At 70.7% G+C, this 16,164-nt stretch carries 13 protein-coding genes and 1 pseudogene; 3 read left to right on the top strand and 11 right to left on the bottom strand.

Annotated features, from left to right (window positions below; translation table 11 throughout):
- Window positions 1–40: 40 nt before the first annotated feature.
- From recN to ftsZ, 4 genes and pseudogenes are all read right to left on the bottom strand, one after another.
- Window positions 41–1,738 carry a DNA repair protein RecN gene (gene recN, locus VGL85_RS21615; protein WP_331591113.1) on the bottom strand — a complete coding sequence of 566 codons (1,698 nt, stop codon included), beginning with the start codon at window positions 1,736–1,738 and terminating at the stop codon, window positions 41–43.
- Between the two features lie 324 nt (window positions 1,739–2,062).
- Window positions 2,063–2,893 (bottom strand): annotated as a pseudogene (locus VGL85_RS21610) (outer membrane protein assembly factor BamD); the annotation flags it as partial.
- Window positions 2,894–3,074: 181 nt separating this feature from the next.
- Window positions 3,075–3,980 (bottom strand): UDP-3-O-acyl-N-acetylglucosamine deacetylase, encoded by a 906-nt coding sequence (lpxC, locus tag VGL85_RS21605; protein WP_331591111.1) that lies wholly within the window; start codon window positions 3,978–3,980, stop codon window positions 3,075–3,077.
- A 332-nt stretch (window positions 3,981–4,312) separates the two neighbouring features.
- A complete protein-coding gene (gene ftsZ / locus VGL85_RS21600) occupies window positions 4,313–5,785 on the bottom strand; it encodes a cell division protein FtsZ (protein ID WP_331591109.1) in 1,473 nt (490 codons plus the stop codon).
- 384 nt (window positions 5,786–6,169) lie between these two features.
- Between ftsZ and VGL85_RS21595 the strand changes: the two genes are divergently transcribed.
- The 3 genes from VGL85_RS21595 (at window position 6,170) to VGL85_RS21585 (ending at window position 8,903) form a co-directional block, all read left to right on the top strand.
- Window positions 6,170–6,403 (top strand): hypothetical protein, encoded by a 234-nt coding sequence (locus tag VGL85_RS21595; RefSeq protein WP_331591108.1) that lies wholly within the window; start codon window positions 6,170–6,172, stop codon window positions 6,401–6,403.
- A gap of 37 nt (window positions 6,404–6,440) precedes the next feature.
- A complete protein-coding gene (locus VGL85_RS21590; RefSeq protein ID WP_331591107.1) occupies window positions 6,441–7,670 on the top strand; it encodes a hypothetical protein in 1,230 nt (409 codons plus the stop codon).
- A 96-nt stretch (window positions 7,671–7,766) separates the two neighbouring features.
- Window positions 7,767–8,903, top strand: coding sequence for a MerR family transcriptional regulator (locus VGL85_RS21585; protein ID WP_331591106.1), 1,137 nt, complete (start codon window positions 7,767–7,769; stop codon window positions 8,901–8,903).
- Here VGL85_RS21585 and ftsA read toward each other — a convergent pair.
- From ftsA to VGL85_RS21550, 7 genes are all read right to left on the bottom strand, one after another.
- The gene (gene ftsA, locus VGL85_RS21580) at window positions 8,900–10,279 is read right to left on the bottom strand and encodes a cell division protein FtsA (protein WP_331591105.1); all 1,380 of its coding nucleotides are present in this window, start codon (window positions 10,277–10,279) and stop codon (window positions 8,900–8,902) included. The two genes, VGL85_RS21585 and ftsA, sit on opposite strands and share 4 nt — an antisense overlap.
- Before the next feature lie 20 nt (window positions 10,280–10,299).
- Window positions 10,300–11,253, bottom strand: a complete 954-nt coding sequence (locus VGL85_RS21575; protein WP_331591104.1) for a cell division protein FtsQ/DivIB — start codon at window positions 11,251–11,253, stop codon at window positions 10,300–10,302.
- Window positions 11,219–12,166 carry a D-alanine--D-alanine ligase gene (locus VGL85_RS21570; RefSeq protein ID WP_331591103.1) on the bottom strand — a complete coding sequence of 316 codons (948 nt, stop codon included), beginning with the start codon at window positions 12,164–12,166 and terminating at the stop codon, window positions 11,219–11,221. Before VGL85_RS21570 ends, VGL85_RS21575 begins: the two co-directional genes overlap by 35 nt.
- A gap of 82 nt (window positions 12,167–12,248) precedes the next feature.
- The gene (locus tag VGL85_RS21565) at window positions 12,249–12,812 is read right to left on the bottom strand and encodes a histidine phosphatase family protein (RefSeq protein ID WP_331591101.1); all 564 of its coding nucleotides are present in this window, start codon (window positions 12,810–12,812) and stop codon (window positions 12,249–12,251) included.
- Between the two features lie 4 nt (window positions 12,813–12,816).
- Window positions 12,817–13,740, bottom strand: coding sequence for a UDP-N-acetylmuramate dehydrogenase (gene murB / locus VGL85_RS21560; protein WP_331591100.1), 924 nt, complete (start codon window positions 13,738–13,740; stop codon window positions 12,817–12,819).
- On the bottom strand, window positions 13,737–15,170 hold the full coding sequence (gene murC, locus VGL85_RS21555; RefSeq protein ID WP_414695323.1) for a UDP-N-acetylmuramate--L-alanine ligase: 1,434 nt from the start codon (window positions 15,168–15,170) through the stop codon (window positions 13,737–13,739). The genes murB and murC overlap by 4 nt, the downstream gene beginning before the upstream one ends.
- A gap of 58 nt (window positions 15,171–15,228) precedes the next feature.
- A partial coding sequence (locus VGL85_RS21550; protein WP_331591099.1) for a UDP-N-acetylglucosamine--N-acetylmuramyl-(pentapeptide) pyrophosphoryl-undecaprenol N-acetylglucosamine transferase occupies window positions 15,229–16,164 on the bottom strand: 936 nt, incomplete at its 5' end.

Below are 16,164 nucleotides of genomic sequence, written 5' to 3'. Positions count from 1 at the left end.
GTTTAGCGCGCCCTTCCTTTCCCGCGAAGCGGGAGAGGACCTACGCCCCGATCAGCGCCCTCGCCGCGGCGCGGGCGGCGTCGGTGACCTCGGCGCCGGCGAGCATGCGGGCGATCTCTTCCTCGCGGGCGGCGGCGGCGAGCGGCTCGACGGCGGTGCGCAGGCGCTCGCCCTCGCCGGCCTTGGCGATGCGCCAGTGGGCGTGGGCTCGGGCGGCGACCTGGGGCGAATGGGTGACGACCAGCACCTGGGTGTCTTCAGCCAGGCGCTGCAGGCGCAGGCCCACTGCGTCGGCGACCGCACCGCCGACGCCCTGGTCCACCTCATCGAAGATCATCAGCGGCTGGGGTCCCGACCCACGGCCGGCCAGCGCCGCCTTCAGCGCCAGCGCGAAGCGGGCCAGCTCGCCGCCGGAGGCGATGGCGCCCAGGTCGCCGAACGGCTCGCCGGGATTGGTGGCGATCTCGAAGGTCACCTTGTCGAGGCCGGCGGGCCCGGCCTTGTCCTCGGCCATGGCCTCGAGACCGACGCGGAAGCGCGCCTTGTCGAGCTTGAGCGGCGCAAGCTCGCCCAGCACGGCGGCGGCCAGGCGCTCGCCGGCGGCCGCACGGGCGGCGGAAAGCTCGCGCGCCGCGGCCAGATAGGCCTCGCGTGCGGCGGCCAGGGCCGCCTCGGCGGCCTTCAGGGCGTCGGCGGAGCTTTCCACCGCCTGCAGCCGCCCGGCAAAGCGCACGCGCAGGGCCGGCAGCTCCTCGACACTGACGTGCAGCTTGCGGGCGAGGCCGCGCAGGTCGAACAATCGCTCCTCCGCCGTCTCCAGGCGGTCGGGTTCGAAATCGAAGGCCTCAGCGGCGGCGTCCACGGCGGCCTCGGCCTCGGCGGCCTCAATCAGCACCCGGTCCAGGGCGGCGGACGCCTCGGCCAGGCGGCGCACCGCGGTCCCGCCCTCCGCCGCGCCGGCCAGCAGCGCCCGCTCCCGCGCCCGGTCGAGCGCGCGCACCGCGCCCGCCACCCGCGGCGACAGGCCGTCGAACACCTCGCGCGCGCCGGCGATGTCGGTCAGCGCCTTTTCCGCCGCGCCCAGGATGGCGCGCTCCTCGGCCAGCTCCGCCTCCTCGCCCTCGCGCGGGTCGAGCCGGTCGAGTTCAGCCAGGCGCAGGGTGAGCTCCTCGGTCTCGGCGTCGGCGCGGTCGGCCTCGGCGCGCAGGGCGAGCACCGCGTCCTTCGCCTCGCGCCAGGCCCGCCAACGCTCGGCCACCGTGCGGCCGGGCCCGTCCAGCCCGCCGAAGGCGTCGAGCAGCGGGCGGTGGGTCCGCGCGTCCAGCAGGCCCACCGTCTCGTGCTGGCCATGCACTTCCAGCAGCGCCTCGCCGACCTCCTTCAGCACGCCGACGCCGGTCGCCTGGTCGTTGACGAAGGCGCGGCTGCGCCCGTCGGCGCTGAGCGTGCGGCGCAGGACCAGGTCCTCGTCGCGGGCGTAGGAAAGGCCCTTGTCCTCCAGCAGGTCCCAGACCGCATGGTCCGGCGCCGGGGCGAACACCGCCGAGGCCGCCGCCTGGGCCGCGCCGCGGCGCACCAGGCCCGCATCGGCCCGCGCGCCCACCGCCAGACCCAGCGCGTCCAGGATGATCGACTTGCCGGCCCCGGTTTCGCCGGTGAGCACGGTGAGCCCAGGGCCGATGGACAGGTCCAGCGCCTCGATCAGCACCACGTCGCGGATCCAAAGTCCGATCAGCATGATCGCCTTCGCCTCAGCCCTCAGAATCAGCGGGCCCGCCGCTGACCGGCGCGCAGTTGATCATGTTTTGTTCTCGTGGGGAAGACGCGCGCCCGAAGACGCGCGCCCTAGAGTTGGCGGCTAGCCGGGACCGGGCGTCGGCGTGGGCGTCGGGTCCGGGCTCGGCCCTTCGACGGTGGGCTCGCCGCGGTGCATGAAGGGGATGTGGAACCAGCCGCCGCCGGACTTCTTCGGCTTGGCGGTCGTGGTGTCGTTGTCCGACTTTTCGGTGATCGGCGCCTTCACCGGCGTGGTCTTGGCCGCCGCGGCCTGGGCCGTGGTGAGCGGCGGGGCGATGGTGCTCGACTTGTCCTTGGTGAAGGCCGGGTGGAACACGCTGCGCCGGGTGCTGACCGCCGGAATGACGGCCGGCCTCAGGCCCTTGGAGGTGAGCAGGTTGTAAGCGTCGATGTACCACTGGTCGCCGGGGTAATTGTAGCCCAGCACCGAGCCATCCTTCTTCGCCTCGTCCATCAGGCCCAAGGAAAGGTTGGCTTCCACCAAGCGATAGAGCGCCTCGGGCGCGTCGCTGGTGGTCTGGTAGCGGTCGACCACCGTCTTGAACCGGTTGATCGCGGCCAGGGTGTCGTTCTGGCGCAGATACCAGCGGCCGATGTTCATCTCCTTGCCGGCCAGCTGGTCGTTGACCATGTCGATCTTCAGCCGGGCGTCGAGGGCGTATTCGGTGTGCGGATAGCGCGAGACCACCTCGCGCAGGTTCTCCAGCGCCTGGCCGGTCGCGGCCTGGTCGCGGCCCACGTCGACGATCTGCTCGAAGTAGCAGATGGCCTTCAGATAGTGGGCGTAGGCGGCCGCGGTGTTGCCCGGATAGAGCGAGACGAAGCGGTCGGCGTCGGCGATGGCCTCGTCATATTCGTTGGCCTGGTAGTGGGCGAAAGCCTGCATCAGGATCGCCCGGCGGGACCACTCCGAATAGGGGTGCTGGCGCTCCACTTCCTGGAAGTACTCGACGGCCTGGTTCCACAGGTGGTGGTCCATCCGGTCGGCGCCGGTGGAATAGAGCAGCTCCACGGGGCGCTCTTCATAGGCCAGCTTCGGTTTGGGCGCAGGCCTGCGCAGCGTCGAGCAGCCGGCGATGGCCACGCCGCAGAGCAGAACCGTGAGCGTGGGACGGATCCAGGAGCCGCGGACACTCGAATTCGAAGAGAAAGGCACCTTCACCTCAAAAGCCAACGCGCGCCCCCACGCGAAGCATCGCTTCTACACCAGGGGACGGCCGGATCAAACGCGTGGGGAAGTCGCATCCCCCGCCGCGAGTCATGGCCGCGAAAAATGGCTAGACCGCGACGGCGATCTCGTCGGCGAAGGTCACCACGCGCCAGGCGTCCGGCCGCTCTGCGAGCGCGCGGACCAGCTGGTTGTTGACGCTGTGGCCGGCCAGCTCACCCTCGAATCGCCCGAGGATCGGGGCGCCCAGGACGTAGAGGTCGCCGATGGCGTCCAGCGCCTTGTGGCGGACGAACTCGTCGGGGCGGCGCAGGCCCTCCGGGTTGAGGATGCGGTCGCCCTCGATCACCACGGCGTTGTCCATGGAGCCGCCGCGGGCCAGGCCCATGGCGCGCAGGGCCTCGACCTCGTGCAGGAAGCCGAAGGTGCGGCAGTCGGCGAGTTCGCGGCGGAAGGCGGCCTCGTCCATCGCCAGGTCGATCTCCTGGCGGCCGATCACCGCGGTCGGGAACTCGATGGCGAAGGCCACCTCGAACTGCAGGGCGGGCTTCAGCGCCGCGCGTTTGTCGCCGTCGACCACCTCGACGGTGTCGATGATCTCGATGAAGCGGCGCGCCGCCGCCTGCGGCCGACGGCCGGCGCGGTCGAGGATCTTCAGGAACGGCCAGGACGAGCCGTCCATGATCGGCATCTCCGGCCCGTCGAGCTCGACGACCGCATTGTCGATGCCGGACATGACCAGGGCGGCCATCAGGTGTTCGATGGTGGCGACCGTCACGCCCGCGGCGTTCTCGATCACCGTGCCGAGCTGTGTCTTGCAGACCGCCTGCGGGCTGACGGGCACGCGGTTGTCGCGATCGGTAATGTCGACGCGCACGAAGACGATGCCGGCGTCGGTGTCGGCCGGCCGGACGGCCACCTGGGTGAATTCACCGGTATGCACGCCCACGCCGGCGAACATCGCGGGCGTCTTGACGGTGTGCTGGAAGGCGCCGCTCTGGAACCCGTCTGCCACGCTGGAACCTTCCTCGGAACGCGATGGCTCGCCTCACGCGCGAGCCTGACGGTTGCGTTAGGCCGCCTGGTGCGGCGCAACAAGACAATCCCTGTTTCGCTTTGTTTCGGTGTCCGGACGGTTAACGGAAGGTGGCCAACAGACAATTTTCCGGCCGCGGCCGTCTGACGGAAATCAGTTTTGAAACAATGACTTAGACCGGACTTGGATCAGGTGTCGCGCCTGCGCAACACCGCAAATATAGAAACCATACCGCCCGCCCGACCGGTCCGCGTGAAACGCAAAAGGGCCGGGCGAACCCGGCCCTCCGCAGATGTTCGACGCAGCGTCCGCTAGTTGGCGAGCCGGCGCAGGAAGGACGGGATTTCCAGGTCCTCGCCCTGCTGGGCCTGTTCCTCGGGCGCCGCAGCCTCGACCGGCTGGGCTCCGCCACGCACCGGCGCCGGACGCGTCTGGAGCGGGGCCGGCTGGGCGGCGGGCGCGCCGGTATCGTAGCGCGGACGGCCGCCAAAGATGCTGAGGAACCCGCCGCGCGGACGGCGTTCCTCGAAGGCCGGCTCGGCGAACAGCGGCTCGTCCTCGGGTTCCGAGACCGCCGGGTCGACAATGCGCGCGACCGGCTGGGCCACCACCGGTTCGGGCGCCGACGCGGGGGGTGCGACGGCGGCCGCCGGGGCGGCGTACAGATCCTGTTGCTCTTCCTCGACTGCGACAGACGCCGCGACGGGTTCAGCGATCGGCTCGGGCGCAGCGGCGGCGACCGGCGCGGCTTCGGGCAGGCGAAGCGGCGGGGCGGTCATCGCCCGGCGCTCGATCTTGGGCTCGATGGCGGCGATCGAGGCGCCGTCCATGCCGGTGGCGACCACGCTGACGCGGATCATGCCGTCCAGCGACGGGTCGAAGGCCGCGCCGAAGATGATGTTGGCTTCCGGATCGACCTGCTCGGAGATGGCGTTGGCCGCCTCGTCGACCTCCAGCAGGGTCATGTCGAGGCCGCCGGTGACGTTGACCAGCACGGCCTTGGCGCCCTTCAGCGAGACTTCGTCCAGCAGCGGGTTCTGGATGGCGTTCTGGGCGGCCATCAGGGCGCGGTCATCGCCGGAGGCTTCGCCGGTGCCCATCATCGCCTTGCCCATCTCGGTCATCACCGTGCGCACGTCGGCGAAGTCGAGATTGATCAGGCCCGGCAGCACCATCAGGTCGGTGATCGAGCGCACGCCCGAGTGCAGCACCTGGTCGGCCATGCCGAAGGCTTCGGCGAAGGTCGTCCGCTCGTTGGCGACGCGGAACAGGTTCTGGTTCGGGATGACGATCAGGGTGTCGACGTAGCGCTGCAGCTCCTGGATGCCGGCGTCGGCCAGGCGCATCCGGTGGCGGCCCTCGAAGTGGAAGGGCTTGGTGACCACGCCCACCGTCAGGATGCCGCGCTCGCGGGCGCACTTGGCGATGATCGGGGCGGCTCCGGTGCCGGTGCCGCCGCCCATGCCGGCGGTGATGAACACCATGTGGGCGCCGTCGAGATGCTCGCCGATCTCCGGGATGCTCTCCTCGGCGGCGCTCATGCCGATCTCGGGGTGGGCGCCCGCGCCCAGGCCCTGGGTGGCCAGCACGCCGAGCTGTACGCGGCGGTCCGTCTTGGCGAACTGGAGCTGTTGGGCGTCGGTGTTGGCGACGACGAACTCGACGCCCTCAAGACCCGCCTCGATCATGTTGTTGACCGCGTTGCCACCGGCCCCGCCGACGCCGAACACGACGATCCGCGGCTTCAATTCCGTGGCTTGCGGCGCAGAGAGTGCGATAGTCATGGGACCCCTTCCCAAATCGGCCTCGACGCCCCCGCGAAGCGTCGTTCGTAACGATGCGTTAAGTACGCGCTCAGACCCTTAATCGACCGTTAACCGCATATCGTGAGTCGCGGCGGGGTCGAGCGGCGCCGTTCGCGAAAAAATCCCTTGCGTCACAAGGCGTAAGCCGAATCAGCGAAGCGCTGCGACCTTGTGACTCGGCCCGCGGGCGCCGGGAGCGCCCCGCCGGCCCAAAAGCTCTGCGGTTGACAAGCCCACAGCCCAGGTGGCTTGCTACAACTAGAAGTGCAGTAGGCGTGATTGCTCGTTTCATACGCGAGGCGCCGCCCCTTGCGATTCCAGGCGACGCCACGCCGGGCAATCCGTCTATCGATGGAGCCAGCGATGGTCCGGAAACGCAGCGGACTCCCGATTGCAGGCGCCGTGCTGGCGGCCGCGGCCGCGGTGCTGCTGATCGGCCTCGTCGCCTCGTCCAGCCGCGCGAGTGTGCCGGCGCACAGCCCCGGCGCCGTCTGCTACACGCCGCAGTTCTGGTGCTGGGCCAGGCCGCTCGGCCCCCCCGGCTCGCCCTGCATCTGCCCCAGCCCATCGGGCCCGGTCGCGGGCGTTCGCGGCTGAGGCCGCGGGGCCCGCCCTATGGAAGGAGCGGCCAGACATGACGACGGCGCCGCCCGAAAAGCCTCCGGCCGACGAAGCGCTCGACCTGATCCGCGACGCCCGGGCCATGGCGGCCTATGCGGCCCGCGTCGGCAAGCTGAAGGCCAAGTCGCTGCTCACCGCCATCCAGCGGTTGGAAGGCTTGCCGCAGGAGGCGCGGCGCGGCCATCCCGCTTTCGTGGACCTGATGCTGGAGGTCAATGCGCTAGCCAAGGCTATAGCGCCCGTCACCCTGGCCGACCTGAGCGCCGCCTGGCGGCCGTTCCCGGACCACCAGCACGACCGGGTGATGCGCCCGGCGATCGCCGGGATTTCGGCGGTGCTGCTGCTGGTGCTGGGCTATTTCACCTTCATCTACTCGCAGGCGAAGGCCATCCAGGCCGACCTGACCACGGTCCAGCAGCAGGACATCTACGCCAAGGCCGAGGACCTCTATAACCTGTCGTTCCAGGTGAAGTACCTCGGCTTCCCGCCGACTCCGCCGCAGATCCCCGATCCGGACGCGGTGAAATATTTCCAGACCTACGACCACCTGAAGAACCTGCAGGACGAGCTGTTCCGCTCGACCTCCCGCGCCGACAGCCTGATCGCCCAGTCGGAGCTGGCGCCGGTGGTGGTCCTGGTCAGCCAGCTGTTCCCGTCCAAGGCGCAGGACGCGAAGGGCAAGCTGCAGGCCGTGCCCCTTGACCTGACCTCGATCCAGATCTCCAGCCTCTACGACAACAACGCCGCCTACGGTCAGACCCCGCCGGCGGCCACGCCCGCCGCGGCCGCCGCGGATTCGGCGGATGGCACCCGCGGCTACTACAACCGCATGGTCGACTATCTCTACCGGCTGGGCATCACCTCCGCCGACCCGCCCAGCGACTCCACAGTCGAGGGGCTGCTGAGCGAGCGGATCAGCAGGCTGAACAACATCATCTCGATCTATGGCCTGTGGTTGCTGCCGGCGCTCTACGCCCTGTTCGGGGCGATGTTCTTCCAGCTGCGGTCGCTGATGAAGCCGCTGCTGCCCAATCCCAACCTGATCCTGGCGCGGGCGGCGCTGGCCGCGATGGCCGGGGTCAGCATCTCCTGGGTCTTCGCCTCGTTCGTCGACAAGACCGCCCCGGGCGGCATCACCGTGTTCGGCCTGGCCTTCCTGTTCGGCTACAGCATCGACGTCTTCTTCTCGGCGCTGGACCGCCTGACGACGTCGGTCTCCAACACCCTGCTCGGCCGGTCCTGAACCGGGGCTTGGCGCCGGCGGAGAGCCGCCCGAACTTTCCGCTTGAGCCGGAACCAGGGTCCGGCCCCACTGGATCGAGCGTCCAAGGAGACGCATGTGACGACACCGGTCCGTTTCTTCAGTCCCGCCGAAACCTCGCGCCGGCTCGGCGTGAGCGTTCGCGCACTTCGGCTTTACGAGCGGCGCGGCCTGGTCCGCCCGCAGCGCACCGAGGCGGGCTGGCGGGTCTATGGCCCTGCGGAGATGGCGCGGCTGCATCAGGTCCTGGCCTTGAAGTCGCTGGGCTTGCCGCTGGCGCGCATCGCCGAACTGACCAAGGGGCGCGAAACGGACCTCCACGGGGTCCTGGCGCTGCAGGAGAAGGCGTTGCTCACCCGTAAGGCCGAGGTCGAACAGGCCCTGGCCGCCCTGGCCAAGGCCCGCGCCCGGCTCGCCGCCGATCAGACGCTCTCACTGGACGACCTCGCAACCCTGTCCAGAGAGACCACCATGAGACCCCCACTGATCGACGAAGAAACCTGGGAGCGTGACTTCGCCCCGGTCTGGCGCCGCCACCTGACCGACGCCGGCTATGAGAAGTTCTTTCGGATCGAGCCCCAGGCGCTGGCCGCGCTCGGCATGGATGAGACTGAGTTCCGGGCGGCCTGGAAGACGGTGATCGAGGACGCCGAGCGGTTGCGGGCCGCGGGCGATCCCCATGCGCCGGAAGCCGCAGCGGTGGTGGAGCGCTGGACGCGCCTGCAGGAGGTTTATCTGAAGGGCGATCCTGAGCTGATGATGGGCGCGATGCTCGCCCAGTCCGAGGCGCTCGCCGACCCGGCCTTGTCGCAAAAGATGAATGTCAGCCTCGAGCTGCTCACCTTCGTCAACGCCGTGATCCTGATGCAGGCTCAGGACGGCGCCGGGGCGACGAAGGCTTCTGAGACCGCCGATCGCCCGGCCGACCCGAGGACGGAAGGCGTGGTGCGAAGCGCGGTGGCGAACCTGCAGGCGGGCGCGCCGAAGTTCGAGCGAATGACGCCCGAACTGGCCGCCATCGCCCGGCCGCAGACGGCGATGTTCCAGGCCTTGATCCAAAAGCTGGGCCGGCTTCGGGAGATCACCTTCAGGGCGAGCTCAGAGGCGGGCGACAGCTATCGCGTGGCGTTCCAGGACGCCGCGCTGGTCTGCACCCTGCGGCTGACCGCCGACGGGCTGATCGAGAGCCTGATGTGGCAGGCGCCCGGCGCCTAGAGGTTATCCCTCAGCCAGGACGCCGCCTTGGCCACGGCGTTGGCGCGCGGGTCGAGCGGCTCGCGGCGCAGCTTGGCCGACGCGAGCGCCTTGGCGCTGACCGCCTCGCGCGGGCCGAAGGCGGCGCGGTGCAGGATGCCGGCGGCGGCGGTGAAGGCTGGGCCGGAGGCGGCGTCGGCCAGGTGCGGCACGCGGCGCGGACGGCCCAGGCGCACCGGGCGGTCGAAGACGCGCACGGCCACTTCACGCACGCCGGCCAGTTGCGAGGCGCCGCCGGTCAGCACCAGGCCCGCGCCCGGTTCGATGGGGGCGTTGGAAGCCTTCAGCCGGTCGCGCAGCAGCTCCAGCGTCTCTTCCACGCGCGGCGCAATGATGCCCTTCAGCAGGGAGCGCGGGGCCACGACCGGGCCCGCGCCGGGGTCGTCGCCGCGCGGCGGCGCCTCGATCATCTCGCGGTCCTCGTTGGCCGAGGCGATGGCGCTGCCATGCAGGGTCTTGATCCGCTCGGCGCCGGCGATGGAGGTGGAAAGGCCCCGGGCGATGTCCTGGGTCACGTGCTGGCCGCCCACCGGCACGGTCTCGACGTGAACCAGCGAGCCGGCGTTGAACACCGCCGCCGAGGTCGAGCCGCCGCCCATGTCGATGCAGACGCTGCCGAGGTCGAGCTCGTCCTCCTCCAGGGCGGCCAGCGCCGAGACGAAGGGGGCGGCGACCACGCCGTCGAACTGCAGGTGGGCGCGCTCCACGCAGGCGCCCAGGGTCTGGAACACGGCTTCCGAGACCGACACGACCAGCAACTCGACGCCCAACGTGCGGCCGAACATGGCGCGCGGGTCGCGCACCCCGCCCTGCCCGTCCACCGACCAGGAGATCGGCAGGATATGGGCGGCCCGGCGGCCCGGCAGCTTGATCTGGGCCAGGGCGTTGCTGATCGCGCGCACCAGGTCGTTGTCGCTGATCGGCCGCGCGCCGATGGAGACACGGCCCGCCACGCGGTTGGAGGTGAGCTGGCCGCCGGCGGTGGCGACGGTCACGCCTTGGACGTTGACACCAGCCACGTTCTCGGCCCGCTCCACGGCCTGGGCGATGGCCTCGGACGCCTCGTCGAGGTTGACGATCGCGCCGCCGCGGATGCCGCGCGACTGGACGTAGCCGACGCCCGCGGTGGTCAGGGTGCGGTCGCCCTTGCGCACACCGTCGGGCTTCATGATGAAGCAGGTGACCTTGGCCGCGCCGAGGTCCACGGCCGCGACCACCGGCGGGCGCGACAGCGCCGCCTTGAGGCCCTCGCGCCCATCCTTTTTGCCGCCGGCCTGTTGCTCGGCGGCCTTCTTCTCTTCAGGGGCGGCTTCGGGCCGGGTCGCGAACTTCAACATCTAAGCTCTTCCGTCTGACGTCACTGGCCCGCCGCGGCCGGCTGGGCGATGGTCTGGGTCTGCAGGGCCTGGACCTGACCCGGGGCCTGGCGAGGGCGCACCGCGATCACGTCGGGGTTCCGAAGGTCGATACGCTCGAAGCCGAGCTCCAGGATGCGCGAGCGCTGGTCGAGGCGCTCCAGCTGCATCAGGGCGGCGTCGACGTTGTCGGCGGGAAGCTGGATCAGCGAGCCGTCCTTCATCCGCACGTCCCAGCGGCGGTCGTCGACCCGCACCAGGGCGTCCATGGCGCCGATCAGCCGCGGACGCTGGGCGAGCGTCGGCAGGATCTCCGGGGCGTGCTCGGCCGCGCCGTCGCCCACCACCAGCGGCAGGCTGGCGAAGCGGGCCGGATCGGCCTCCCTGATCACCTGGCCGTGGTCGTCGATCACGAACTGGCGGCCGGCGTGTTGCCAGACGGCGAGCTGGCGATGCTCGACCACCGAGATCACCAGGGTGTCGGGCAACAGGCGCACCACATGGGCTTCCTTGACCCAGCCCACCTTCTCGACGCTGGCGCGCATGGCCTTGAGGTCGAGGCCCAGCAGCGGCTGGTCCTTGTAGACCCCGGCGGCCTTGACGATGTCTGCGGTGGCCATGGCCGAGGCGCCCTGCACCTCGATGGTCTTCAGCCGGAAGCCCGCCGCGCCGAAGCGGCCGTCGACGCCCGTTCCGATGGCGCTGACCAGGCGCTCGCCGCGATGGCCGGTGGCGAGCGTGGCGCCCAGGGCCAGGACCAGGATGGCGACGGAGCCGATCAGGGCGAGTTTCGGCGAAAGCCCGCGATGCTCGCGCGCCGGCGCCTTGCGCGCACGCGAAGCGGTCGCCTTGGAGGCCGCCCCGTTGGAGGCCGCCCCTTTGGAGGTCGCTTGGGGTGGTGTCTTGCTGGAGGGTTTCGCCCTAGGCCTTGATACCCCCCGCACCGCCGCGGGCATACGCGTCCTCCGTGATCCAAAGCACCAGCCGGTCGAAATCCACGCCCTGCTGCGCCGCCTGCTCCGGGACGAGCGAAGTGGGCGTCATGCCGGGCTGTGTATTGACCTCAAGGAGGACCAGAACGTCGTTAACATCATCATAACGCAGGTCGGAGCGGGTAACCCCCCGGCAACCAAGCGCCGCATGCGCCATCTCGGATAATTTCAACGCTTTTTCAAAGGCATGAGCCGGGATCGGGGCCGGCACCACGTGCCGGGAGCCGCCGTCGGAGTACTTGGCGTCATAGTCATAAAATCCGGTGCGCGGGATGATGTCGGTCACGGTCATGGCCTTGCCGTCCATGACGCCCACCGAAAGCTCCTTGCCGGCGATGTAGGGCTCGATCATCACCTCTTCGCCGAAGGTCCAGGTCGGGGCGACGATCTCCTGCGGCGGGCGGTTCGCGCCGTCGAACACCAGGAACACGCCCACCGAGGAACCCTCGGCGTTGGGCTTGACCACATAGGGTGGCTTCATGACGTGCTCGGCCGCCGCTTCGAAGCGGTTGAAGAGGCCGCCGCCGGGCACCGTCACGCCGGCCGCCGCCAGCACCGCCTTGGCCTTGGCCTTGTCCATAGCCAGCGCCGAAGCCAGGACGCCGGAGTGGCTATAGGGCAGGTTCAGCGTTTCCAGCACCCCCTGGACGCAGCCGTCCTCGCCCCATTCGCCGTGCAGGGCGTTGAAGCAGACGTCGGGCCTCAGCGCGCTCAACACCTGGGCCAGGTCGCGCCCGGCGTCGACGCGGGTGACCTTGGCGCCCAGCCGCTCCAGGGCGTCGGCGCACTCGCGGCCGGAGACCAAGCTGACTTCCCGCTCGGAGGAGAGCCCGCCCAAGAGGACGGCGACGTGGTGTCCGGAGAGGGGCGCGGCCATGGGAGGTCTCGGCTGGTCGAAAAGCTTCCCACGCCGTGGCCCGCGTCGGGCGCGGGGTCAAGCGTCAGGACAGCGCATGAGCCTAGGGGACGATCAGCTCGTGGCCCTCGCCCTCCAGCACCACCGCGCAGCCGACCCCCAGGCGTTTCCAAAGGGCCATCGGCTCCAGCCCCAGGCGGGGCGCGAGCCACAGGGTGATGACGCGGCCGTGGGCCACCACCACCGCCGTCTGGCCGCCTGGCAGGCCGCGCCGCGCCAGGGCCTCAGCGAAACGGGCGCGGGCGGCGGCGCCAGTCTCCTCGCCCATGACCAGTTCGTCCGGCCGCGCGAACAGCCGGGCGACCTTGGCCTCGAAGCCCGCCTGGCTGTCGAACGGATCCTCATCGGCGCGATGCTCGCCGAAGCCGGGCTCGATGACGTTCGCGAGACCCAAACTTCGGCCCAGGGCGTCGGCGGTCTGGGCCGCCTTGGGCTCCCGGCTGGAGAACAGCTGCGTGGGCGCGAAAGCGGCCAGCCGCCCGGCGAGCCGCTCCGCCTGCTCCTTGCCCGCCTCGGACAGCCACCAGACGGCGCGCGGGAGCGTCGGCTCGATCTCCGGCTGGCCGTGCTTGACCAGGATCAGCCGCCCCCGCGCCAGCCCGGGCATGGCCTCACGCCCGCCCGATGCGCTTGATCTCCCACTCCAGCTCGACGCCGGTCCTGGCGCGGACGTCGGCGCGCACCGCTTCGCCCAGCCCTTCCAGGTCGGCGGCCGTGGCATCGCCGGTGTTGATCAGGAAGTTGGCGTGCAGCGGCGAGAACATCGCCCCACCCCCTCTTCCGCTGACGCTGAACGGCTTTCCCCGCCAGCCGGCCTCGTCGACCAGCTTCCAGGACGAATGGCCGGGCGGGTTCTTGAAGGTCGAGCCGCCGGTCTTCTCGCGGATCGGCTGGGTCTGCTCGCGCCGCGCGGTGATCTCGTCCATGCGTGCGGTGATGGCGTCGGGGTCGTCGGGCCGGCCCTCGAACAGGCCGCCCAAGAAGATCAGCGGCTCGGCCGCCGCCCGTGCCGACTTGCGGTAGCTGTAGGCCAGGTCGGCGTTGGAGAGCGTCAGGCGCTCGCCGCTCCGCGTGAGGGCGTAGGCCTCGACCAGCACGTCCTTGGTCTCCGATCCATAGCAGCCGGCGTTCATCACCAGCGCCCCGCCGATCGCCCCCGGCACGCCGCGGTAGAACTCCAGGCCCGCGATCCCGGCCTTCGCCGCCTCCCGCGCCAGGGTGGCGTCGAGCACGGCGGCGCCGGCGAAGATCCGGCTGTCGCCCTTCGGTTCGACGGTCGCGAAAGCCTTGCCCAGGCGGATCACCACGCCGTCCACGCCGCCGTCGCGCACCAGGGTGTTGGAGCCGACGCCGAGCAGGGTCACGGGCACGGAGGGATCCAGGGCCTTCAGGAACCCCGCGAGGTCCGCCTCGTCCTGCGGCAGGAACAGCACGTCGGCCGGCCCGCCGACCCGGAACCAGGTGAAGGGCCCCAGCGGCTCGTCGCGCAGCAACCGGCCACGGACCGCCGGCAGGGCGTCGCGCCAGTCGCTCATTCCGCGGCGGTCTCGTTGGCCGGATTCGGCGCTGTCAGCTGGTCGGGCAGGGCGTAGGCCCAGCCGGTGATGTCGCCCGCGCCCAGCAGCACGACCAGGTCGCCCGCCTTGGCCTCCTCGCGCACGATGCGCGGCAGGTCGGCGGGGCTTTCCAGCGGCAGCACCCGGCGGTGGCCATAGCGGCGCAGGCCCTCGACCAGGGCGTCGCGGCTGACGCCCTCGATGGGCGCCTCGCCGGCGGCGTAGACGTCGGCCACCACCACCACATCGGCGTCGTTGAAGGCATGGCAGAAGTCGTCGAACAGGTCGTGCAGGCGCGAATAGCGGTGCGGCTGGACCACCGCGATCACCCGGCCCTCGGCGACCGCGCGCGCGGCCTTCAGCACCGAGGCGATCTCCACCGGATGGTGGCCATAGTCGTCGATGACCCGCACGCCGTTCGCCACCCCGGTGGTGGTGAAGCGACGCCGCACGCCGCCGAAGCTCGCCAGCCCCTCGCGGATGGCCTTGAGCGGCACGCCCAGCTCGCGGGCCACGGCGATGGCGGCGAGCGCATTCAGCACATTGTGCTCGCCGGCCATCGGCAGGTGCAGGTCGTCCAGGCTGATGAAGTCGCGCTCCAGCGACTGGATCACCACGCCGAAGCGGGCGCCGTCCGGGCCCATGGAAAGGTTGTGGGCGCGCACCTCCGCCTGCGGGTTGAAGCCGTAGGTGACCAGGCGGCGGTTCTCCACCCGGCTGGCCATGGCCTGGACCTCCGGATGGTCGGTGCAGACCGCGGCGAAGCCGTAGAACGGGATGTTCTCCACGAAGTCGCGGAAGGCCTTCTTCACCGCCTCGAAGTCGCCGTAGTGGTCCAGGTGCTCCGGGTCGATGTTGGTGACGATCGCCACGGTGGACTTCAGCTTCAGGAAGGTGCCGTCGCTCTCGTCGGCCTCGACGACGATCCAGTCGCCCTCGCCCACCTTCGCATTGGTGCCGTAGGCGTTGATGATGCCGCCGTTGACCACGGTGGGGTCCAGGCCGCCGGCGTCCAACAGGCAGGCCACCATGGAGGTGGTGGTGGTCTTGCCATGGGTGCCGCCCACCGCCACGGAAAACTGTAGGCGCATCAGCTCAGCCAGCATCTCGGCGCGGCGGACCAGCGGCAGGCGCCGCTCGCGCCCGGCGACCATCTCGGGATTGTCCGGCTTGACGGCGGTCGAATAGACCACGGCCGAGGCGCCGTCGACGTGGGCCGCGTCGTGGCCGATGAACACCGTGGCGCCCAGCTTCTCCAGCCGCTCGGTGTTGGCGCTGGCCTTGGCGTCGGAGCCCTGCACCGTATAGCCGATGCGCAGCATGATCTCGGCGATGCCGCTCATGCCGATGCCGCCGATGCCGATGAAATGCACAGGGCCGATGTCGAAGGGCACGGGGCGACGGGTCATGCGCAGGTGCTAGCGCGTTTCGAGCTTCGCGGGAACGGCGGCTGCGGCCAGAGGCCGGTCAGCCCCGCGCGGTCTGCTCCACCAGGTCGGCCAGGCGCTCGGCGGCGTCGGGGATCGCCACCGCGCGGGCGGCGGCGGCCATGCGGGCCAGCCGGGCCGGGTTGCCGAACAGGGTCTCCAGCGCCTTCGATAGGCTCTCCACCGTCAGCTGGTTCTCGCGCGCCACCTGCGCCCCGCCGGCGTCGGCCAGCAGCTTGGCGTTCTGGCCCTGGTCGTCGTCCAGCGCGATGGCCAGCGGCACGAGGATGGCCGGCTTGCCGGCCACGGCGAACTCGCACACCGAGCCCGCGCCCGCCCGGCCGATCACCAGGTGGGCGGCGCCGAGGCGGCCGGCCAGGTCACGGAAGAAGGGGGCGATCTCGGCGTCGACCACGGCGTTGCGATAGGTGCGCCGGGCGATCTCCATGGACTCCGCGCGGGTCTGCTGCTGAACCACCAGGCGGCCGCGAAGAACGTCTGGAAGCGCGGCGATGGCCTCGGGCACCAGCTCGGAGAGCAAGCGCGCGCCCTGACTGCCGCCAGTGACCAGAACCCGGATCGGGCCGCCCTCGCTCGGCGGCGTATAGGGCTGGTCGTAAAGCGCCCGGATCGCCGGGCGCACAGGATTGCCGACCACGGTCGCCGCCCCGGCCACCTGCGGCGGGGCCTTCAGCAGGGTGGGGAAGGCGCAGGCGACGCGGGTGACGCGGGACGCCAGCATGCGGTTGGCCCGGCCCATCACCGCGTTCTGCTCGTGGATCAGCGTCGGGCGGCGGTCGAGGATCGCCCCGACGAGCGCCGGCGCGGAGGGATAGCCGCCGAAGCCCACCACGATGTTCGGGCCGATCTCACGGTAGAGGCCGCGCGCCTGCAGGGCGCCACGGGTCACCGCGATGCCGGCGCGCGCCATGCTGAGCGGATTGCCGCGCTCGAAGGTGGCGGCCGACAGCCCGAT

This window comes from Phenylobacterium sp. (genome assembly GCF_036501465.1).
Classification (GTDB): Bacteria; Pseudomonadota; Alphaproteobacteria; order Caulobacterales; family Caulobacteraceae; genus Phenylobacterium.
This window is presented reverse-complemented; position numbering and strand designations above follow the sequence as displayed.